Origin of the sequence: Mangrovicoccus sp. HB161399 (genome assembly GCF_013184745.1) — a bacterium.
Lineage (GTDB): Bacteria > Pseudomonadota > Alphaproteobacteria > Rhodobacterales > Rhodobacteraceae > Mangrovicoccus.
Genome location: NZ_JAATVU010000003.1, coordinates 1 through 20,676 on the forward strand (window position 1 = coordinate 1; position 20,676 = coordinate 20,676).

Annotated in this window: 16 protein-coding genes; 11 read left to right on the forward strand and 5 right to left on the reverse strand. The window is 70.6% G+C overall.

Going from position 1 to position 20,676, the window contains the following annotated elements; all coding sequences use genetic code 11:
• Positions 1-506 precede the first annotated feature (506 nt).
• Positions 507-1,535 carry a Gfo/Idh/MocA family protein gene (locus HCC78_RS02330; RefSeq protein WP_172327130.1) on the reverse strand — a complete coding sequence of 343 codons (1,029 nt, stop codon included), beginning with the start codon at positions 1,533-1,535 and terminating at the stop codon, positions 507-509.
• Between the two features lie 442 nt (positions 1,536-1,977).
• Entirely contained in the window at positions 1,978-2,856 is an 879-nt protein-coding gene (locus HCC78_RS02335; RefSeq protein WP_172327131.1) for a LysR family transcriptional regulator, read from the reverse strand.
• Between the two features lie 99 nt (positions 2,857-2,955).
• On the opposite strand from HCC78_RS02335, the gene HCC78_RS02340 reads away from it, so the two are divergent.
• Positions 2,956-4,395: an MFS transporter gene (locus HCC78_RS02340; RefSeq protein WP_172327132.1), complete on the forward strand. Its 1,440-nt coding sequence runs from the start codon at positions 2,956-2,958 to the stop codon at positions 4,393-4,395.
• A gap of 6 nt (positions 4,396-4,401) precedes the next feature.
• On the opposite strand, the gene HCC78_RS02345 is transcribed toward HCC78_RS02340, so the two are convergent.
• A complete protein-coding gene (locus HCC78_RS02345) occupies positions 4,402-4,950 on the reverse strand; it encodes a TetR/AcrR family transcriptional regulator (RefSeq protein WP_216671001.1) in 549 nt (182 codons plus the stop codon).
• Positions 4,951-5,058: 108 nt separating this feature from the next.
• Here HCC78_RS02345 and HCC78_RS02350 point away from each other — a divergent pair, with 108 nt between their 5' ends.
• Positions 5,059-6,255 (forward strand): acetyl-CoA C-acyltransferase, encoded by a 1,197-nt coding sequence (locus HCC78_RS02350; protein ID WP_172327134.1) that lies wholly within the window; start codon positions 5,059-5,061, stop codon positions 6,253-6,255.
• Between the two features lie 160 nt (positions 6,256-6,415).
• On the opposite strand, the gene HCC78_RS02355 is transcribed toward HCC78_RS02350, so the two are convergent.
• On the reverse strand, positions 6,416-7,606 hold the full coding sequence (locus tag HCC78_RS02355; RefSeq protein WP_172327135.1) for an aminotransferase class V-fold PLP-dependent enzyme: 1,191 nt from the start codon (positions 7,604-7,606) through the stop codon (positions 6,416-6,418).
• Positions 7,607-7,803: 197 nt separating this feature from the next.
• Between HCC78_RS02355 and HCC78_RS02360 the strand changes: the two genes are divergently transcribed.
• The 7 genes from HCC78_RS02360 (at position 7,804) to glnT (ending at position 16,084) form a co-directional block, all read left to right on the forward strand.
• Positions 7,804-8,697, forward strand: a complete 894-nt coding sequence (locus tag HCC78_RS02360) for a LysR substrate-binding domain-containing protein (RefSeq protein ID WP_172327136.1) — start codon at positions 7,804-7,806, stop codon at positions 8,695-8,697.
• Positions 8,698-9,497: 800 nt separating this feature from the next.
• Positions 9,498-10,931, forward strand: coding sequence for an alkaline phosphatase D family protein (locus HCC78_RS02365; RefSeq protein ID WP_172327137.1), 1,434 nt, complete (start codon positions 9,498-9,500; stop codon positions 10,929-10,931).
• Positions 10,932-11,015: 84 nt separating this feature from the next.
• The gene (locus HCC78_RS02370; RefSeq protein ID WP_172327138.1) at positions 11,016-11,651 is read left to right on the forward strand and encodes an XRE family transcriptional regulator; all 636 of its coding nucleotides are present in this window, start codon (positions 11,016-11,018) and stop codon (positions 11,649-11,651) included.
• Positions 11,652-11,798: 147 nt separating this feature from the next.
• Positions 11,799-12,686, forward strand: a complete 888-nt coding sequence (locus HCC78_RS02375) for a glutamine amidotransferase family protein (RefSeq protein WP_172327139.1) — start codon at positions 11,799-11,801, stop codon at positions 12,684-12,686.
• A gap of 2 nt (positions 12,687-12,688) precedes the next feature.
• A complete protein-coding gene (locus tag HCC78_RS02380; protein ID WP_172327140.1) occupies positions 12,689-13,372 on the forward strand; it encodes a protein GlxC in 684 nt (227 codons plus the stop codon).
• A complete protein-coding gene (locus HCC78_RS02385; protein WP_172327141.1) occupies positions 13,372-14,697 on the forward strand; it encodes an FMN-binding glutamate synthase family protein in 1,326 nt (441 codons plus the stop codon). Before HCC78_RS02380 ends, HCC78_RS02385 begins: the two co-directional genes overlap by 1 nt.
• Before the next feature lie 70 nt (positions 14,698-14,767).
• Positions 14,768-16,084 carry a type III glutamate--ammonia ligase gene (gene glnT / locus HCC78_RS02390; protein WP_172327142.1) on the forward strand — a complete coding sequence of 439 codons (1,317 nt, stop codon included), beginning with the start codon at positions 14,768-14,770 and terminating at the stop codon, positions 16,082-16,084.
• 7 nt (positions 16,085-16,091) lie between these two features.
• Here the strand turns inward: glnT and HCC78_RS02395 are convergent, their stop codons facing one another.
• Positions 16,092-16,724, reverse strand: a complete 633-nt coding sequence (locus tag HCC78_RS02395) for a GntR family transcriptional regulator (protein ID WP_172327143.1) — start codon at positions 16,722-16,724, stop codon at positions 16,092-16,094.
• Between the two features lie 241 nt (positions 16,725-16,965).
• Between HCC78_RS02395 and HCC78_RS02400 the strand changes: the two genes are divergently transcribed.
• Positions 16,966-19,032, forward strand: a complete 2,067-nt coding sequence (locus HCC78_RS02400; RefSeq protein ID WP_172327144.1) for a hydantoinase/oxoprolinase family protein — start codon at positions 16,966-16,968, stop codon at positions 19,030-19,032.
• Positions 19,029-20,660 carry a hydantoinase B/oxoprolinase family protein gene (locus HCC78_RS02405; protein WP_172327145.1) on the forward strand — a complete coding sequence of 544 codons (1,632 nt, stop codon included), beginning with the start codon at positions 19,029-19,031 and terminating at the stop codon, positions 20,658-20,660. The genes HCC78_RS02400 and HCC78_RS02405 overlap by 4 nt, the downstream gene beginning before the upstream one ends.
• Positions 20,661-20,676: the final 16 nt, after the last annotated feature.

The following is a 20,676-nucleotide window of genomic DNA, read 5'->3' on the forward strand; positions in this document are numbered from 1 at the left end:
GGCAGTGAAGTGGCGGCGGGGCTGTCTGCTCATGTGGGGTCCCTCTATCTGGAAGTAATTTAACTCCCAGTCCGGCATCCGGGGGCAAGCTCAGTTCCGTCCTGGTTCACGCAGCGGTCGGGAGCCTCTGGCATGGCATCGGCAGGGCGCGCTCCGGAAAATTCCCCGGCGCGTCTGTGCATTCCGCCCAGCCCGGCATTTCGGGTGCCGCGGTGATCCGGTTTTCCCGGTGGCGGGCAACCCGGATGGCCGAGCGATGCCGGCCGGATTTTTCTACGGCCAGTGCCTGTGCGGTCCGGCGCGGCCACGGCGGATGGCGAAGACCGGCCGATCTTCGCCGCGCTTGCTGCCTGCCGGGCCGCGGGCGATCGCCGCGATCGCGAAGCCAGATGCCAGGCGGTGCACTTGACGGCAATGGCAGCCGCTGGGTGCCTATCCGGGCATCCGGGCATCCGGGCATCCGGGCATCCGGGCATCCGGGCATTCCGCCGTTCGGCTGTCCGCGCTCAGAGGGTGACGCGGCGCCCTTCCGTCGCGCTGATCCGTGCGGCGTCCAGCACTGCCAGCACCGCTGTCGCCTCTGCGGCGGTCACGGGCGGCGGCGTGCCGGCCGCGGCGGCCCGGGCGAAGGCCTCGTAATAGCGGACATAGGAGCCCTGCACCGAGGGGACGCGGCGCTCGCCGTCGGCGTTGCGCAGCGTGCCCCAGTGGCATTCCGGCTCGAAGCCCCAGCCCGCCGGGTCCGCCACCGGGCGCTTGCCCGCGAAGATGTCCTGCGCCTGGACGTCGGTGCTTTCGGCGACATAGCTGCCGAGCGCGCCGTAGAGGCGGTAGCCCTTCAGTCGCAGTTTGTTGAGCTTGGAGGCCTCCAGCACTGTCATTGCGCCGCCGGCATGGTGAAGCTGCAGCACGAAGCCTGCATCGGTCGGTCCCTCGGGCAGGGCGGCGATGTCGAAATGGCAGTCGACCGCCTCCACCGGGCCCATCAGATCCAGCGCCTGGTCGCACAGATGGCTGCCGAGATCGCGCAGCAGCCCGCCGGTCGGGCCGGGCTCCAGCGTCTCGGGCTCGTCGAAATCCATCCGCGAATGGAACCGCCAGAGCTGGCCCACGCCGCCGCTGCGGGCGACGGCTTTCAGCGTCAGGTAGTCGCTGTCGAAGCGGCGGTTGTGGAAGGCGGCGAGCGTCACGCCGGCCTCCTGCGCCGCCTGTCCGAGATCGGCAGCCCCGACCGCGTCCGGCGCAAAGGGCTTGTCGGCCACGACATGCAGTCCGGCGGCGACGGCTTCCAGCACCAGCTCGCGGCGGGTCTCCGGCGGAGTGGTGATGCTGACCGCATCCACCTTGCCCGAGGCGGCCATCTCGGCCAGGCTGGAATAGACAGGAAGGTCCGGGAAATCGGCGCGGACCCGCGCGATGGTGGCGGGCGCGCGGGCGACGATGCCCGCGAGAGTGCAGCCCTCGGCCGCCTCGATGAAGGGGGCATGGAAATGCCTGCCGCCGGTTCCGTAGCCGACCACCCCGATCCTGAGCATGTTCTGTCTCCTCCGTTCCGGTACACCGGAATCACTCGATCTGCCCCGCGCATCGCACCCCCGGGCGGCGGGGTCATGCACTTTCGTGAGGGAATTCCATCAGTTGCGGCATTCTGCCGGAAGGACCGCCCGCTCGGCCGGATCGTAGCACGATTCACCGGCGGGAGTGCACCTGTCCTGTCGGCGGCGCGGCTTGGGCGGCTCTCGCGGTTCGGGCCGGACATCCGGCCGATGACCGCTGCCGCGGAGGATTTCGGAGCTTGCCGCCGGAAGGCCCATGGCCGGCAGGTTGCCGCCATGGGGCGCTGCGTCTGCCCAAGTCCCCGCAACGGAACCCGGCGGGCTGCGTTCCCTGTGCGCCCCGCCGCCGGGCGGCCTGCAACAGGAATGCCGCGGGGACCCGGGCTGCGATCGCGGCGGTCCGCCCGCTGGCGCGGGTCGGTCAGGGCAGGGCCGGGGCGGCAAGGTGGTCGATCAGCGCGCGGAGCCGCCGCGGCATGGCGCGGGCGGCGGGCCAGACGAGGTGGAACTCGCCGGTCTCGAACGCCTCGTCTTCGAGCACGGGCACGAGCCGTCCCTCGGCCAGGTCCGCGGCGAGGATGAAATCCGGCAGCCAGGCCACGCCCATCCCCGCGGCGGCCGCGCTGCGCGCACCCTCGATCGAGGTCACGGACAGGCGCGGCGGGGAGAGGGCGAGGGGCTTGCCGTCCTTTGCCAGCCATCTCTGCAGCCGTCCGGTCGCGGCGAAGCGGAAGCCGATCCGCTCATGCGCGTCGAGCGTCTCCAGATCCGGCATGCCGCGGCGGGCGAGATAGCCGGGGGCGGCGAAAAGGCCGTGGCGGTAGCTGCCGAAGCGGCGCGTCTTCAGGCTGCTGTCGCGCAGCGGGCCGTTGCGCAGGCCCAGATCCGCGCCGTCGGCGATCAGGTCCGACATCGCATCGGCGAAGCGGAGGTCCATCGTCACGCCGGGATGGCGGTCGAGGAAGGCCGCGATCCGCGCATCGACCAGATGATAGCCGACCAGCGGCACGGTCAGCACGATCGGTCCCTCCACCCGTTCGGTCCTGTCCCGGGCCTCGGCCAGCACTTCGTCCAGCGCCTCCAGTGCAGGGGCGAGGCCGGCCAGCAGCCGCCGCCCTTCCTCGGTCAGTTCCAGCCGCCGGGTCGTGCGGCGGAACAGCGTCACGCCCAGCTCGTCCTCGAGCCGCTGGATCGCCTTGCCGATGGCAGAGGGTGAGACGCCCAGCCGTCGCGCGGCCGCCGCGAAGGAGCCCAGCCGGGCGGTCGCGGCAAAGCTTTCGAGAAGGGTCAGGCTCGGCATGCCAACTCCGGAGTTCATGTCCGCAATCTTCGGAAAAAATGGATTATTCAAAACGTTTTGGAAATGGCCGATCTCCTTCGGGACAGACAGGAGGCCGACATGAGCCAGACGATCCCGCTTCGTGCCGCCGGGGACAGCCCCGCGCGGATGATCCTTTCCATATGCCTTGCCGCCGCGGTCCTGCCGATGACCTTTTCCGGCGGCGCGATCGCGACCCCGGCGCTGGGACGCGCCTTCGATGCCTCGGGGCCGCAGCTGGTCTGGGTGGTCAATGCCTTCATGATGGTGTTCGGCGCGCTGCCGCTGATCGCCGGGGCGCTTGCCGACCGGATTGGCCGCAGGCGGGTGTTCCGTGCCGGGCTGGCCGGCTTTGCCGCCAGCGGCCTGCTGCTGGCGCTGGCGCCGGGGCTGCTGGCGATCGATTTGCTGCGCGGGCTGCAGGGGTTGGCCGCTGCGGCGACGCTGGCCGGGGGCACGGCGGTGCTGGCGCAGCTCCCCGGGGAAGAGCGGCGCCGCCGCGCCTTCTCGCTGATCGGGGCGACCTTCGGGCTGGGGCTGGCGCTCGGCCCGGTGATCGGCAGCTGGGCGCTGGAGGTCGGCGGATGGCGCGGCGTCTTCGCGGTCCCGTCGCTTCTGGCTGCGGCGTCGCTGGCCATCGGGGCAGGCGCAGTGCCCGAGAGCCGCAGCCCCGCGGCCGCGCCTTTCGACCTGGCGGGGGCGCTGCTTTTCGCGGGAACGCTGTGCGGCGTGACGGTCTGGGCGGTTTCCGTGCCGGCCTGGGGCGTGCTGTCCGGGGCAAGCCTGCTGCTGGCCTGCGCGACCGCCGCGCTGGCAGCCGCCTTCCTGCGGCAGGAGCGCCGCTGTCCCGCGCCGCTTTTCGATCTGTCGCTGCTTGCCGATCCGGCATTTCTGGGCGTCCAGGCGCTGCCGGTTGCGACCTGCCTGGGCTTCGTCTCGCTCCTGGTGATCGTGCCGGTCCAGCTGGTCGGCGCGGGGCATTCCGAGGTGGCGGCCGCGTCGGTGTCGATGGCCCTGTCGGCGCCGGTCTTCGCTGTCTCGGTGCTGCTGGCCCGGTTCGGCACTGCGAACCGGACCCGGCTGGCGGTCTCCGGGCTGGTGCTGGCGGCGGCGGGGCTGTTCGGGCTGGGCTTCGCGCCGTTCGACGGCCCGCTCTGGCGGCTGGTGCCGATGCTGGTGCTGATCGGGCTCGGAACCGGCTGTCCCTGGGGGCTGATGGACGGGCTGGCCGTGGAGATCGCCCCGCGCGAGAAGGCCGGGGCTGCCACCGGGCTGTTCTCGACCGTCCGGGTCGCCTCTGAGGGCATCGTGCTGGCGCTGGTCACCGCGGCCTATGCCGGGCTGATCGCGTGTCTCGGCAGCGTGCCGCAGGACACGGCGATGGCGGTCGTTTCGGGCGGCGCTGCGCCGGAGGAGCTGCGCGCGGGCGTCAACGCCGCCTGCCGCTGGCTGTTCTGGGGGCTTGGCGGGCTGACGCTGCTGTCGGCGGCGGTCATCGGCCGGCGCCTTCCCGCAAGCTAGGCAGGCTCAGGTCGGAGCGTCCGCGGCGGCGTTGGCCGACAGGATGCGCGCGGCCAGCTCCGGATCCGAGACCGCCCGGGCCAGGGTCAGCGCGCCGACCAGCCGGGCGAGGAAGCGCAGCGCCGCTTCCTCGCCATCCCCTGCCGCCGCCTCGATCTGGCCGACCGTCCGGCGAAGCCCCTCGTCGAAGGCCCGGCGCACCGGATCGTCGTGGCGCGGCGCCTCCGCCGCCAGCGCCGCATAGGTGCAGCCCGGACCGCGATGCCCGGCATGCGGATCGGACAAGTACCATTGCGCCACGGCCTGCAGCGGGTCGTCCCCGGCCCTTGCCAGAACCTCGTCCCAGGCCGCGGCATTGGCGGCCAGCGCCTGCTCGGTGGCCTCGGCCATCAGCGCCTCCTTGCTGGCGAACTGCTTGTAGAAGGCGCCGTTGGTCAGCCCGGCCGCCTGCATCAGCGCGGCGATGCCGACCCCGTCATAGCCATGCTCGCGGAACTGTTCGCTGGCGGTCCTGACCACGCGCTCCCGGTTCCGCGCCGCATCCGTCCGGCTCATCCGCATCTTCCGTCCCTCCTGGCGATGTCATTTGGATTGTAACCGTAATCTTAATGTTGACAACTGGGATGACGATCATAATCTAAATTTGGTTTCAGGAGAGCGAAGATGCCAGACAGACGCAACGATCCCGTCGCCGTGCTTGCCGCGCGGCGCACGCCGTTGGGCGCATTCATGGGGGCGCTGTCCGGCGTCCCGGCCACGGAGCTGGGCGCCGCGGCGATCCGGGCGGCGCTTGCCGATGCCGGGCTCGGCGGAGCGGAGGTGTCCGAAGTCCTGATGGGCTGCGTCCTGCCCGCCGGGCTCGGCCAGGCACCGGCCCGCCAGGCTGCCCGGGCGGCGGGACTGCCCGATGCGGCCGGCGCCACGACGGTGAACAAGGTCTGCGGCTCGGGCATGAAGGCCGCGATGCTGGGCCATGACCTGATCCGCGCGGGCAGCGCCGGGATCGTCGTGGCGGGCGGCATGGAGTCGATGTCCGGCGCGCCTTTCCTTGTTCCCGAGATGCGCGGCGGGCGCAAGGCGGGCAGCGCGGCTCTGCTCGACCACATGATGCTGGACGGGCTGGAGGACGCCTATCAGCGCGGCCGCCCGATGGGCGCCTTCGGCGAGGCCACGGCGGCGCGCTACGGCTTCGGCCGCGCCGAGCAGGACGCCTTCGCCGCGGAGACGCTGGAGCGCGCCCGCGCCGCCGCCGCCTCGGGCGCCTTCGATGCGGAATGCGTTCCGGTCACTGTTGCCGCGCGCAAGGGACTGGTCACCGTCTCCCGGGACGAGCGTCCGCCGCAAATCGATCCCGGCCGGATTCCGTCCCTGCGCGCGGCTTTCGGCGAGGATGGCACGATCACCGCCGCCAGTTCCTCGGCCAATGCCGACGGCGCGGCGGCGCTGGTGCTGGCGGACGCGGCCACGGCAGAGGCGCGGGGCCTGCCCGTCATGGCCCGCATCCTCGGCCACGCCACCCATTCGCAGGAGCCCGAATGGTTCACCACCGCGCCGATCCCGGCGATCCGCAAGCTGCTGGAGCAGGTCGGCTGGCGGGCGGAGGATGTGGATCTGTTCGAGATCAACGAGGCGTTCGCCGTCGTCGCGATGGCCGCGGCACGGGAGATCGGCATTCCGCGGGAGAAGCTCAACGCCAATGGCGGCGCCTGCGCGCTCGGCCATCCGATCGGCGCGACCGGCGCACGGATCATCGTGACGCTGATCCATGCGCTGCGGGCGCGTGGCCTGCGGCGCGGCGTGGCCTGCCTCTGCATCGGCGGCGGCGAAGCCACCGCCATCGCGCTGGAGCTGGAGGCCTGAGCCGCCGGGACGGCGGTCCGGGTCCGATGCCCCCTGCCGAGACTGCCATTGCTTCGGCGTGAAGGCCTGGAGCAGCCGCCGTCCGCGGCTGGCGGACCCGTTCCGTCCACCGGACAGGTCCCTGGCAGGGGGAACCGGCTGCCTGATGCCGCGCTGCACCTCAGCTGCGCGGCACCTCCGCCGCCACCGCGCTGCACAGCACGTCGATTTCCCGTTCCGTCGTGAGATAGGACACGCTGGCGCGCGCGATCTGGCCGATTCCGCGGGCCGCCATGTCGAGCGGCGTATAGGCCGTGCCGTTGACGCCGATGGCGATGCCGCGCGCGGCCAGCCGCTCGCGGAGCAGCGCGGGCGCGAGTCCCCCGACTTCGAAGGCCACCAGCCCCGAAAGGTCGCTGTCGCGGTCGTGCAGGGTCACGCCGGGAATGGCGCGCAGCCGCTGCCGCAGCAGCGCCGCCATCGCGGCCACCCGTGCGTGGATGCGGTCGGGGCCGAGCTCCGCGGCCAGTTCAAGCGCGGCGGCAAGCCCCGCCGTCAGCACGCCCGACATCTCGCCGCTTTCGAGCAGCCTGGCATCGCGGCGCGGCTGTGCCACGCCGCCGGAAAGCGGTGCGGACTGGATGTCCACCCATGGCGGGGACATCTCCGCCAGAAGGCCCTGCCGGACATGGAGCAGCGCCGTGCCCCGCGGGCCCCTCAGATGCTTGCGCGCGGTGCCGGCAAGGATGTCGCAGCCGATCCGCGCCACGTCCACCGGCAGCTGGCCGAGCGCCTGGGCGGCATCGACGGCATAGGGCACGCCGGCCGCGCGGGCAATCCGGCCGATGCCTTCGGCATCGTCGATCAGCCCGCCATTGCAGGGCAGCCAGGTCAGGCAGATCAGCCGCACCCGGCCGTCGATCCGGTCCTGCAGCGCACAGAGATCCGCCATCCCGCAGGGCCGGACCGGGATCTGCTCGATCACGGCGCCGCTGCGCGCGGCCATCAGCTGCAGCGTGGCGAGGTTGCCGCCCCATTCCTGGCGCGAGACGAGGATGCAGTCGCCGCTGCGGAACGGCGGCAGGGCGGCAACGGCCATTCCCCAGGCCGCCGCGCCGCTGGGTGCGAAGGCGACCTCTTCAGGCGTGCAGCCCAGCAGCCCCGCCGCCAGTCCGCGGGCGCGCGCCTTCGTCTCTTCGCCCGAGGCTGCGGCCTCCATCGGGCCGCGTTCCGCCTCGAGCGCCATCCGGCCGGACATCGCGTCCAGCACGCGCTGCGGCGGCAGGCCCGCGCCCGCCTGGTTGAAATGGATGCCGCGCGCGCAGCCCGGCGTCCCGGCGCGCAGCCGGTCGATGTCGAGCGGCCCGGTCATGGCCGCACGGGCTCCGGAGCGGCGGGCAGGCAGCCGCCCGGCCCGGCAGGTTTCGCGGCAATCGGCATCGGGACCCTCCTGTCTCAGCGCGCCCAGGATAGCCGCGCCGTCCGGAGGCCTCCAATTCAAACCGCCGGAGTTGCAATCTATCTCGCTAATGCCATGCTGCCCGGGCACCTCTTTGCCGGAGACATTCCTTGCGCCGTTCGGCCACGCTTCCGCCCCTCGAGTCCCTGCGCGCCTTCCGCGAGACGGCGCGGCTGGGCGGCTTCCGCAAGGCGGGGGACGCGCTCCTGATCTCGCAGAGCGCGGTCAGCCACCATATCCGGAAGCTGGAGGAGATGCTGGGCAGGCCGCTGTTCCTGCGCCATGCCAAATCGGTGTCTCTGACCGCGGAGGGCCAGCTGCTGCTGGAGGCCACTGAGCAGGCCTTCGCCGGGCTGGAGGGTGCCGCGGCGCAGATCCGCGGCGCCGATCCCGCCCGGCCTCTCAGGGTCAGCCTGCTGCCCTCCTTTGCAGCGGCCTGGCTGATCGGACGCCTGGGAGGCTTCCGCGCCGCGCAGCCGGGGGTCGAGGTGCAGCTCGACCCGACCCTCGATCTTGCCGAGCTGGGACGCGGCGGGGCGGATCTGGCGATCCGCTACGGCGCCCGGCCCGGAGGCGCCGAGGTTCGGCTGCTCTTCGCCGAGCGGCTCTGCCCGGCGGCAGCGCCGGACTATGCGGCGGACCCGCCGATCCGCAGCCCGCGCGACGTGCTGGCGCATCCGCTGCTCGACAGCCGGGGCAGCCGGGACTGGCGGCTCTGGCTGGAGGCGCACGGGCTTGACCCTTCCGGGGCGCAATTCCTGCAGCTCAAGGACTACAATGTCGTGCTGGAGGCCATGGCCGCGGGGCAGGGCATCGGCATGGCCCGGACCTGCCTGATCGCCAGCCAGATCGCGGCGGGCCGGGTGCGGCCCTGCCTTGCCGGTACGGTGGCGACGGAAGAGGCGGGGCATTGGGTTCTCCTGCCGGACGGCCCGGCCCGGCATCCGGCCGCAGGGCCCTTCGCCGATTGGCTGATGTCCGAGACCGCTGGCTTGCGCGGCTGAGCGCGCGGCGGGCAGCACTCCGGTCTGCGGGAGGCAGGGCGATCGGCTAGGCTCCCGTGTCGCATCTGCATGCCGATGCTGGCCAACGGGATGGCGCTGCAGCCGGTCTCCGGGAGCCGCTGATGTCCGCCGCGGCCCTGCAATTGGGGCCTGGCTTATGGACCGCGGCATCCTTCGGGGGCCGCTGGGGCGGGAGGGCAGGCCGAGCGGATCGTGGGTGTTCCACATGGTCTGCGCAGGACTTTTCCGTTCCACGGGGCTCCCGGACGGACCGTCATGAAGCTGGTTTCCGGTGCGGCAGGGCGGTGCGGGCCGTGCCATCTGGCGGAGGTCGGAAGCATGCCTTCGGGAGGGCTGATGTCCGGTCGCCGCCTCTTGTCCCGGCATGATGATCTCGGCGGCCCCGAGGGACCGGCGCTCGCCGCGGCGAAGGCCGCGCTGGCGCGCTGCATTTCCATGGCCGCTCGTTGCCGACCCCTGCGCCCGGCTGGGCCGCCGCCGGCGCGGCGCCATCCGCAGGCTGGACGCTTGGCTCGGGCGCGCGCCGGGCCGCGCATGCGGCAGATGCCGGTTTTCCTTCCGCCGGGTGGCCCGCCGTGATTTCTGCCGTCCGGGCGTGGCGGAAAACGGCCGGGCGGCGGCAGGCCGGGTCCCCTCCGGCCGCGGCGCGCCTTTTCCCGGCGGGGCGGCGCCCCTAGATGTCTGGCAGGCGGCAGAAGCCGCGCGGCGCAGAGCGGAGGCGGAGACATGGCAGGCAAGAGCGGGCAAGCGGCGCAATGGCGCCGGATGGCGGCCGCGCGATGACGTCCGGCACCGGGGTTTCCGGCCCGATCCTGTTCCTCGACGCCGCGGAGGGCGAGACGCTGCACCTGGCGGCCCTGTTCATCGCGCCGTCCGGGACCGTCCCCGGAGACATCCGCGCAGGCGACGCCGCGGCCGCGCCGGTCCTGCTGGCCCGCTACCGGCATGCCGACATCTGGCGGGCGCGGTTCGCGCTGCCCCTCGGCGGCGGCAGCTACGGCTGGCAGGGACAGGTCTTCGAGGTGGCGGGCTTCGGCGATGGCGGTCTCCGGCTGGCCTATGTCTCGTGCAACGGCGAGGAAACCGGCGACATGGAACGCGAGGGCTCCGAGCGCAACGCGATGTGGGCGCGGCTGCGCGCGGCCCATGGCGAGGCGCCCTTCGCCGCGCTGCTGCATGGCGGCGACCAGGTCTATGCCGACGAGGTGACCGAGGGCCATCCGGCCAGCAACGACTGGCCGGAACACTATCCCGGGCACCCCGATGCGTCCGAGCTGGAATCGCTCCGCGGGCATCTGCGCGAACGCTTCCTCGAACGCTATGCCGCGATCTATGCCGCGCCGGATGTCGCCTGGCTGGCGGCGCGCGTTCCGTCGCTGATGCAGTGGGACGACCATGACATCTGCGACGGCTGGGGCTCGCTGCCGCGTGCCGCGACCGCCTCGGCGGTGGGCAGGGCGCTCTTCGCCGCGGCGCGCGAGGCCTTCCTGCTGTTCCAGGCGGCCGCTGCCGAGGGCGACCTGCCGCCGCGCTTTGCCGATCCCTCCGGCGCGCATCTGGGCTGGTCGGTCGAGGCTGCGGGCGTCCGGCTCTATGCGCCCGACCTGCGTTCGCAGCGCGGGCGGCGGCAGGTGATGGGACCGGAAGGCTGGGCCATGGCAGAGCAGGTGGCCCATGCCGCCCGGCAGGGCGACGGTCATACCTTCCTGCTGTCCAGCGTGCCGCTCCTGGGGCCGCGCCTGTCGCTGCTGGAATTCGCGATGATGGCCGTGCCGCACATGCAGAAATACGAGGACGACCTGCGCGACCAGTGGCAGAGCCGCGCCCATCGCGGGGAATGGCGGCGGATGCTGCGGCTGGTGCGCGACATGGCGGAGGCCGACGGCCATGACATCACCGCCGTCTCCGGCGAGATCCACCTGGCCACGCGGGCGGTGATGGAACTGGGCGGCGGCCGGGTGCTGAACCAGCTGGTGGCCTCCGGCATCGCACACCGCCCGCCGCCCGTGGCCTGGGCGCGGACCCTTGGCACGCTGGCCTGCCTCGGCGAGTCGCCGCTGCAGGGCCACCCGATCCGCATCCGCCCGCTGCCCGGACAGCGCCACCGCTATGCCGCCGAGCGCAACTGGCTGCTGCTGCAGCGCATCGGCGGCAGCTGGAGCGCGCGCTGGGATCTCGAGGACAGCGGGATGACCGATCCGCTGCCGCTCTGAGCGCGGCCCTGCCGGACAATCCGGTGGTCAAATGATTTTCTTTCTGGGAAACTCGGGGCGGCCGCCGCCCCGAGGAGAACCGGATTGAAGTCCACGCGCACGCCCCTGTCGCAGAACCCCCACGCGGTCCGCGAGGGCCGGGAGAAGAACCTGGAAGTCGCCATCGGCCGCGAAGTGAGGGAGCTGCGCCGCCGCCAGCGCCTGACCGGGGCCGAGCTGGCCGCAGCGGCCGGGCTGTCTGTGGGCATGCTGTCGAAGATCGAGAACGGCGTGATCTCGCCCTCGCTGGCGACCATCCAGACGCTGGCCCATGCGCTGCGCGTGCCGCTGGTGCAGCTGTTCTCGGGCTACGAGGAGGACCGCGGCTGCATGCATGTCAAGGCGGGCGAGGGCGTCGAGACCGAGCGCGCCGGCACGCGGGCGGGCCACCAGTACAGCCTGCTGGGCCATATCGGCTCGAACAGCTCCGGCGTGGTGGTGGAGCCGTACCTGATCGCGCTGACCGACAGGAGCGACACTTTCCCGACCTTCCAGCACGAGGGGATCGAGTATCTCTACATGATCGAGGGCGTGCTCGACTACCGCCACGGCGAGCGGCTCTACCGGCTGGAGCCGGGCGACTCGCTGCTCTTCGACTCGGATGCGCCGCACGGTCCCGAGGGCCTGGTCGAGCTGCCCGCGCGCTACCTGTCGATCATCACCTATCCGCAGAAGGCCTGATCCGGCAGGCGGTCTGCCCGTTTTCCGGGCAGCTGCCGGAGGCGGCGCAAAAATGGATGGATAGGAAATAAACTTTCTTGCAAAGAAAACAGCGGAGGACTAGTCAGGCTCCGACGCCGGCAGGACCGGCCTGGAATGGAGAAGGACATGTGCGGCATCGTTGGCCTGTTCCTGAAGAATGACGCGCTGCGGCCCCGCCTGGGCGGCATGCTGACCGACATGCTGGTCGCCATGACCGACCGCGGCCCGGATTCGGCGGGGATCGCGATCTACGGCGAGGAAGGCGAGGGGGTGAAGATCACCGTCCAGTCCGACACGCCCGAAACCGATTTCGCCGGCCTGGCTGAGGCGCTGGCCGCCGGAACCGGTGCGGAGGTGGCGATGAAGGCCGCCGACACCCATGCGGTGCTGACCCTGCCCGAAGCGGCGGCCCCGGCCGCTCTGGCGGCGCTGGAGGCACGCGGGCTGCGGATCATGGGGGCCGGGAAGGCGATGGAGATCTACAAGGAGGTCGGCCTTCCAAGGGACGTGGCGGAGCGCTTCGGCATCCGCGCGATGGGCGGCAGCCACGGCATCGGCCATACCCGCATGGCGACCGAGTCCGCGGTGACGACGCTGGGCGCGCATCCGTTCTCGACCGCCGACGACCAGTGCCTGGTGCACAATGGCAGCCTGTCGAACCACAACCAGATGCGCCGCAAGCTGGCGAAGAAGGGCGTGATGACCCGCACCGAGAACGATACCGAGGTCGGTGCCGCCTACATCTCCTCGCGGATCGCCGAGGGCGCGACGCTGGGCGAAGCGCTGGAAGGCACGCTGGAGGATCTGGACGGGTTCTTCACCTTCGTCACCGGCACGAAGACCGGCTTCGGCGTGGTGCGCGACCCGATCGCCTGCAAGCCCGCGGTGATGGCCGAGACGCCGGATTACGTTGCCTTCGCCAGCGAATACCGCGCCTTCGCCGACCTGCCGGGGATCGAGGCCGCCCGGGTCTGGGAACCCGAACCTGCCACCGTCTATTTCTGGGAGCGCTGAGAATGACCGTTCTGGACATGGCGCAGGTCAGCCTGCGCGAGGTCAACGAGACCCTGCAGGGTGCCGCCAGGGCCCAGGCCAACGCGGCCTACGAAATCGTCAATCCGCGCGGCTCGCATGCCGTGGCGGTCGGGCTCGACGGGCCGCTCTCGGTCACCGTGAAGGGCTCGACCGGCTATTACTGCGCGGGCATGAACAAGGATGCGGCGGTCACCGTCGAGGGCTCGGCCGGGCCGGGCGTGGCCGAGAACATGATGTCGGGCACCGTCACCATCGAGGGCGATGCCAGCCAGTATGCCGGCGCCACCGGGCGCGGCGGGCTGTTGAACATCAAGGGCAACGCGTCGTCGCGCTGCGGCATCTCGATGAAGGGCATCGACATCGTGGTCCACGGCAATATCGGCCACATGTCCGCCTTCATGGCGCAGAAGGGCAATCTTGTCGTGCTGGGCGATGCGGGCGACGCGCTCGGCGACAGCCTCTACGAGGCGCAGATCTTCGTGCGCGGCACGGTGAAATCCCTCGGCGCGGACTGCGTCGAGAAGAAGATGAAGCCCAAGCATCTCGAACTGCTGGCCGGACTGCTGGAGCGCGCGGGCGCCGATGCCAAGCCGGAGGAATTCAAGCGCTACGGCTCGGCCCGCAAGCTCTACAACTTCAACATCGACCACTCGGACGCATACTGATGGACAGGACACCCCCGACCGAACCGCGCCAGAGCTGGACCTTCTCGCGCGAGGTGAACTCGGAAATCCGCCGCGCGGCGGAGACCGGCATCTACGACATCCGCGGCGGCGGCGCGAAGCGCCGGGTGCCGCATTTCGACGACCTGCTGTTCCTCGGCGCCTCGATGTCGCGCTACCCGCTCGAAGGCTACCGCGAGAAGTGCGAGACTTCGGTGACGCTGGGCACGCGCTTCGCCAAGAAGCCGATCGAGCTGAAGATCCCGATCACCATTGCCGGCATGTCCTTCGGCGCGCTTTCCGGCAATGCCAAGGAGGCGCTCGGCCGCGGCGCGACGCTGGCGGGCACCTCGACCACCACCGGCGACGGCGGCATGACCGAGGAGGAGCGCGGCCATTCCGAAAAGCTGGTCTACCAGTACCTGCCCAGCCGCTACGGCATGAACCCAGACGACCTGCGCCGCGCCGATGCGATCGAGATCGTGGTGGGGCAGGGTGCGAAGCCCGGCGGCGGCGGCATGCTGCTGGGCCAGAAGATCACCGAGCGCGTCGCGGGGATGCGCGACCTGCCGCAGGGGATCGACCAGCGCTCCGCCTGCCGCCACCCGGACTGGACCGGGCCGGACGACCTGGAGATCAAGATCCTGGAAATCCGCGAGATCACCGGCTGGGAGAAGCCGATCTACGTCAAGGTCGGCGGGGCGCGGCCCTATTACGACACGGCGCTGGCGGTGAAGGCCGGGGCGGACGTGGTCGTACTCGACGGCATGCAGGGCGGCACGGCAGCAACGCAGGACGTGTTCATCGAGCATGTCGGCCAGCCGACGCTCGCCTGCATCCGCCCCGCCGTGCAGGCGCTGCAGGATCTGGGCATGCACCGCGAGGTGCAGCTGGTTGTCTCGGGCGGCATCCGCAACGGCGCGGACGTGGCCAAGGCGCTGGCGCTCGGCGCGGATGCGGTGTCGATCGGCACCGCCGCGCTGATCGCGCTCGGCGACAACGACCCGAAATGGGAAGACGAATACCGCAAGCTGGGCACCACCGCCGGCGCCTATGACGACTGGCACGAGGGCCGCGACCCTGCGGGCATCACCACCCAGGACCCGGAGCTGGCCGCGCGGCTCGATCCGGTCGAGGGCGGGCGGCGGCTGAGGAACTACCTCAACGTGATGACGCTGGAATGCCAGACGCTGGCGCGGGCCTGCGGCAAGAGCCATGTCCACAACCTCGAGCCCGAGGACCTCTGCGCCCTGACCATGGAGGCCGCCGCCATGGCGCGGGTGCCGCTGGCGGGCACCGACTGGTGGCCGGGCAAGCCGGGCTTCTGAAGCGAGTGAACGACGGGGCGGGCATGGACCCGCCCTGCGCATGTGACAGGGAAAGAAAAGGGACGCGACGATGACCGACCTCGCCGCCTTCGCCCGGGACAAGGGCGTCAAGTACTTCATGATCTCCTACACGGATCTCTTCGGCGGGCAGCGCGCCAAGTTGGTCCCGGCCCAGGCAATCTCGGCCATGGCCGAGGAGGGGGCGGGCTTTGCCGGATTCGCCACCTGGCTCGACATGACGCCCGCCCATCCGGACATGCTGGCCGTGCCCGACGCCGCCACGGTGATCCAGCTGCCCTGGAAGCCCGAGGTCGCTTGGGTCGCCGCGAATTGCGTGATGGAGGGCCAGGAGGTCGAGCAGGCGCCGCGCAACGTGCTGCGCAAGCTCGTCGCCGAGGCCGCCGCCGCGGGGCTGCGGGTCAAGACCGGCATCGAGGCGGAGTTCTTCCTGCTGACGCCCGAAGGCACCGCGATCTCGGACCCGGCCGACACGGCCGAGAAGCCCTGCTACGACCAGCAGGCGGTGATGCGCCGCTATGACGTGATCTCGGAAATCTGCGACTACATGCTGGAGCTGGGCTGGGGCCCGTACCAGAACGACCACGAGGACGCCAACGGCCAGTTCGAGATGAACTGGGAATTCGACGATGCCCTGGTCACCGCGGACCGCCACAGCTTCTTCAAGTTCATGGTCAAGTCCGTCGCCGAGAAGCACGGGCTGCGCGCCACCTTCATGCCCAAGCCGATCGAGGGGCTGACCGGCAACGGCTGCCATGCCCATGTCTCGGTCTGGGATCTCGACGGCAGGGTCAACGCCTTTGCCGGGGACGCCGGCGGGCAGATCGGCGAGGTCGGCCTGTCGGCGGAGGGCGGCCATTTCCTCGGCGGAATCATGTCCCATGCCGAAGGGCTGGCGGCGCTGACCAACCCGACGGTGAACAGCTACAAGCGGATCAACGCGCCGCGGACGATGTCGGGCGCGACCTGGGCGCCGAACACGGTGACCTGGACCGGCAACAACCGCACCCACATGGTCCGCGTGCCCGGCCCGGGCCGGTTCGAGCTGCGCCTGCCCGACGGCGCGGCGAACCCCTACCTGCTGCAGGCGGCGATCATCGCCGCGGGCCTGTCCGGCCTGCGCGCCAAGGCCGATCCGGGACCGCGCCACGACATCGACATGTATGCCGAGGGCCACAAGGTGAAGGACGCGCCGCAGCTGCCGCTGAACCTGCTCGACGCGCTGCGCGCCTTCGATGCCGATGCCGGGCTGAAGGCGATGCTGGGCGAGGCGTTCTCCGCCTCCTACATCAAGATGAAGATGCAGGAGTGGAATTCCTTCGTGTCGCATTTCTCCCGCTGGGAGCGCGACCATACGCTCGACATCTGAGCCGGGATCAGCGCGGAAGCTTCGCCAGGATATGCGCCGGGGCTTCCAGATGCACCTTCAGGATGTCCCGGGCGCGGGCGGCATCGCCCGCGTCCATCGCATCGATCAGCGCGCGGTGCTCGCGGTCGATCACCGCCTTGCGGTCCTGGTCGATCGAGAAGGCGGAAAAGCCGATCCGGGTGACGCTGGCCGACATGGTCTCGGACATGCGGACCAGGATCTGGTTCCGGCAATGCGCCATCATCACCGCATGGAATTCGCCGTTCAGCTCGACATGCCCCAGCGCATCCGAGACCGGCATCGCCTCCATCGCCACGGCCAGGCGCCGCATCTCGGCCGGCGCGCCCTGTCCGGCCTCGCAGATCACCGTCGCGGCATGGCCCTCGATCAGCTTGCGCGCCTCGTAGAGATCCACCAGCTCCTGCGCCGTCACGTGCCGCACCATCGCGCCGCGCCGCGGCAGCATGTCGAGGAAGCCTTCTGCCGCCAGCCGGTTCAGCGCCTCGCGCACCGGGGTCCGGGACACTTCGGCCATCGCGCAGGCCTGCGCTTCCTCGATGAAGGAGCCCGCCGGGAATTCGCCGTTGAGGATCCCCGCCCGGATCCGGTCGTAGGCCCGCGTCCGGGCGCTGTCTTTCATCAATGCCGTCATGCGCCCACCCTTCCATCCGGGCCGTGCAATGCACGCGGGTTTCCGAATCGTGCATCCGGATTTGAGATTTCTGCCGCCATTGGCGCCAATTGTAGCGCTAAAAAGCCTTGAAAATGTGCATTTGACATAGTTACCGGTCCCAAGGGCGGTTTTTCCTGTCCTCCGCCGCAATGCGTATTCTTCATGTATACGAGACGAGACGCAAGAAATTCCGCAACCGGAGACGAGAATGGGCAAGTGGCGCGTGGGCGTGGACAGCGGCGGGACCTTCACCGATGTCTGCATGTTCGACGAGACCGAGGGACGGGTGAAGATCTGGAAGGTCTCCTCCACCCCGGACGATCCTTCGCGCGGGATCGCGCAGGGCGTCGAGGAAGGCATGCGGGTCCATGGCGGCGCCACCGACGCGCCGCTGAAGGAAATCGGCTATTTCGGCCATGGCACGACGGTCGCGACCAATGCGCTGATCCAGCACCGCGGTGCCAAGGTCGGGCTGATCACCACCGACGGCTTCCGCGACCTCCTGGAAATCGGCCGCCAGAAGCGTCCGAGCCTCTATGACATCTTCGCCGACAAGCCGCTGACCCTGGTGCCGCGCCACCTGCGCTTCGGCGTGCCGGAGCGGCTGCTGCACACCGGCGAGGTCGAGCTGCCGCTCGACGAGACCGCCGTGCGCGAGGCGGCAGAGGCGATGAAGGCCGAAGGCGTCGAAGCCGTCGCCATCTGCTTCCTCTATGCCTTCATCAATCCGGGCCACGAGAAGCGCGCCAAGGAGATCGTCGCCGAGATCCTGCCCGAGGCCTTCCTCTGCACCAGCCACGAGATCGCCCCAGAGTTCCGCGAATTCGAACGGCTGTCCACCGCGACGGTGAACGCCTATCTCGGACCGCTGATGCACCGCTACATCCACCGCCTGTCGCTGCGCCTCGACGAACTCGGGCTGAAATCCGCGCCGCACCTGACCCAGTCGAATGGCGGCGTGGCGAGCTTCGAGGCCGCCGCAGACGCGCCGGTGCGCACCGTCCTCAGCGGTCCCTCGACCGGCGTGGTCGCGGCCGAGGCGCTGGGAACCCAGGCGGGCTTTCCCGACATCATCACCTTCGACATGGGCGGCACTTCTTCCGACGTGGCGCTGATGACCGGCGGGGCGACCAGCCAGGCCAACGAGGCCGTGGTCCACGGCTACCCGATCAAGGCGCCGATGCTCGACATCCACACCGTGGGGGCGGGCGGCGGCTCGATCGCGCGGATCGACACCGGCGGCTTCCTCAAGGTCGGCCCGCAGAGCGCCGGCGCCGATCCGGGGCCGGTCTGCTACGGCAAGGGCAATGCCGAGCCGACCGTGACCGACGCGAACATCGCGCTGCAGGTTCTGAACCCGACCCATATCCTCGGCGGCCGCATGGAGGTCCATCGCGACCTCGCCATGGACGCGATCGGCAAGATGGCCGACGGCCTCGGCATGGGCGTGATGGAGACCGCGCAGGGAATCATCTCTGTCGTCACCGCCAACATGGCGCGCGCGATCCGGGTGATCTCGGTCCAGCGCGGCTACGACCCGCGCGACTACGTGCTGATGGCCTTCGGCGGCGCCGGTCCGCTGCATGCCGTGCGGCTGGCGCAGGAACTCGACATGACCCGCGTGCTGGTGCCGCGGACGCCCGGGACGCTCTGCGCCATGGGCCTCTTGCTGACCGACCTGCGCGCCAGCTTCCCGGTCACCCGCCTGACGCCGCTGGTCGCGGACTCGATCCCGGCGATCCAGACCGCTCTGGACGAGGTGGTCGCCAAGGCGGCCGGGTGGTTCGAGGCCGAGGGCATTTCCGAGACCGCGCGCCGGGTGCTCCTGACCATCGACGTGCGCTACGAGGGCCAGAACTACGAGCTCTCCGTGCCGGTCGGGCCGGGCGCCTTCGACGCCGAAAGCCTTGCCCAGCTGATCGCGGGCTTCGAGGCCGAGCATGAACGCCTCTACGGCTTCACTGCCGAGGGCGAGAAGATCAACGCCGTGACCTTCCGCGCCGAAGCACTGGGTCTCGTCGAGAAGGCGCAGCTTCCGGAGCGCCAGCTGGGCGATGCGGATGCCGCCGCGGCCGTGATCGGCGCGCGCGAGATCTGGTTCCCGGAAACCGGCGCCTTCACGGAAAGCCCGATCTACGACCGCGAGAAGCTTCTGCCCGGCATGGAATTCGCCGGCCCGGCCGTGGTCGAGCAGATGGACACCACCACCCTCGTGCCGCCGGGCGTCGCCGCCCGCGTCGATGCCTTCGAAAACCTGATCCTGGACCTCGCATGACCCGCCTCGAAAAACCGGCCGGCGACCGCCCGGCCACGCTCGATCCCATCACCGTCGAGGTGATCGGCTCCGCGCTTTCCTCCATCGTCGACGAGACCGGCGAGGCGCTGGTGCGCGCCTCCTACTCGACCAACATCAAGGAGCGGCGCGACTGCTCCACTGCGCTCTTCGACCGCGAGGGCCGCACGCTCTGCCAGGCGGAACATATCCCGATCCACCTCGGCTCCTTCATCGAATTCGTGCCGAAGGTGCTGGAACTGCATGACATCGAGGACATGCAGCCGGGCGACGTCTTCATCGGCAACGATGCCTACATGGGCGGCGGTACCCACCTGCCGGACATCGTGCTGGCCGAGCCGATCTTCGTCGACGGCGCGCTGGCGGCCTGGACGGTGAACCTCGCCCACCATTCGGATTTCGCCGACCGCGGCCACGAGCACATCTACCAGGAGGGCCTGCGCATCCCGCCGATCCGGCTCTACCGGGCGGGCAAGCTGCAGAAGGACGTGCAGGATCTGGTGCTGCTGAACTGCCAGGTGCCGCGCGAGCGCTTGTCGGATCTGCGCGCGCAGATGGCGGCGAACCGCGTCGGCGTCCAGCGCTTCCAGGGGCTCTGCGCCAAGCACGGCGTCGGCACGGTGCTGGCGGCGGGCGACGAGCTGCTGGATTACGCCGAGCGCAAGATGCGCGCCGGGATCGCCCAGCTGCCCGACGGCACCTATTCCTTCGAGGATGTCTTCGACGGGATCGACATCGACGAGCCGATGCCGCTGAAGGTAACGGTGAAGATCGAGGGCGAGACCATGGATCTCGACTTCGACGCGCCGCCGCAGGTGCGCGCCGGCATCAACATGACGATGACCGCGCTCCTGGCAACGGTCTACTACATCGTGAAATCCGTGGTCGATCCGACCATCCTGCCGAATTCCGGCCTGTCGCGCCCGCTGACGGTCTCGGCGCCGAAGGGCTCGATCCTGAACTGCGCCCATCCCGCGCCGGTCAACGGCCGGGTCCAGACCTGCCAGCGGGTCGCCGATCTCGTGCTCGGCGCGCTCGCGAAGGCGGTGCCGGACCGCGCGATGGCCTGCACCAACTCGGCCTGCACCGTGGCGGTCTTCGCCGGCACCCGCGAGAGCGGCCCCGAGAAGGGCAATCTCTGGGTCTACCTGGAAACCATCGGCGGCGGCGGCGGCGCGCGCCGCGGCGCGGACGGGCTCGACGGCATCCATGTCCACACCACCAACACCTCGAACCTCCCCGTCGAGGCGCTGGAGCTGGAATATCCGCTGGTGCTGACCCGCTACGAGCTGGTCGACGGATCGGCGGGCGAGGGCACCTGGCGGGGCGGCATGGGCCTGCGGCGGGTCTACCGCGCGACCGAGGACTGCCGCGTCTCCGTCGACATCGCCCGCACGGATTCCCGCAGCTGGGGCCTTCTGGGCGGCGGCGAGGGCGGCGGCAGCCACTTCACCGCGACCAATGACAGCTTCGAGCGCGGTGACGGCCTGATGAAGGCCGGGGACGTGCTGGAAGTCGTCTCTCCCGGCGGCGGGGGCTACGGACCGGTGGCAGACCGGTCCGCAGAGGACACGGCGCGCGATGCCCGCGACGGCATCGCGGCCGCCTGACGGAAACAAACGGGAC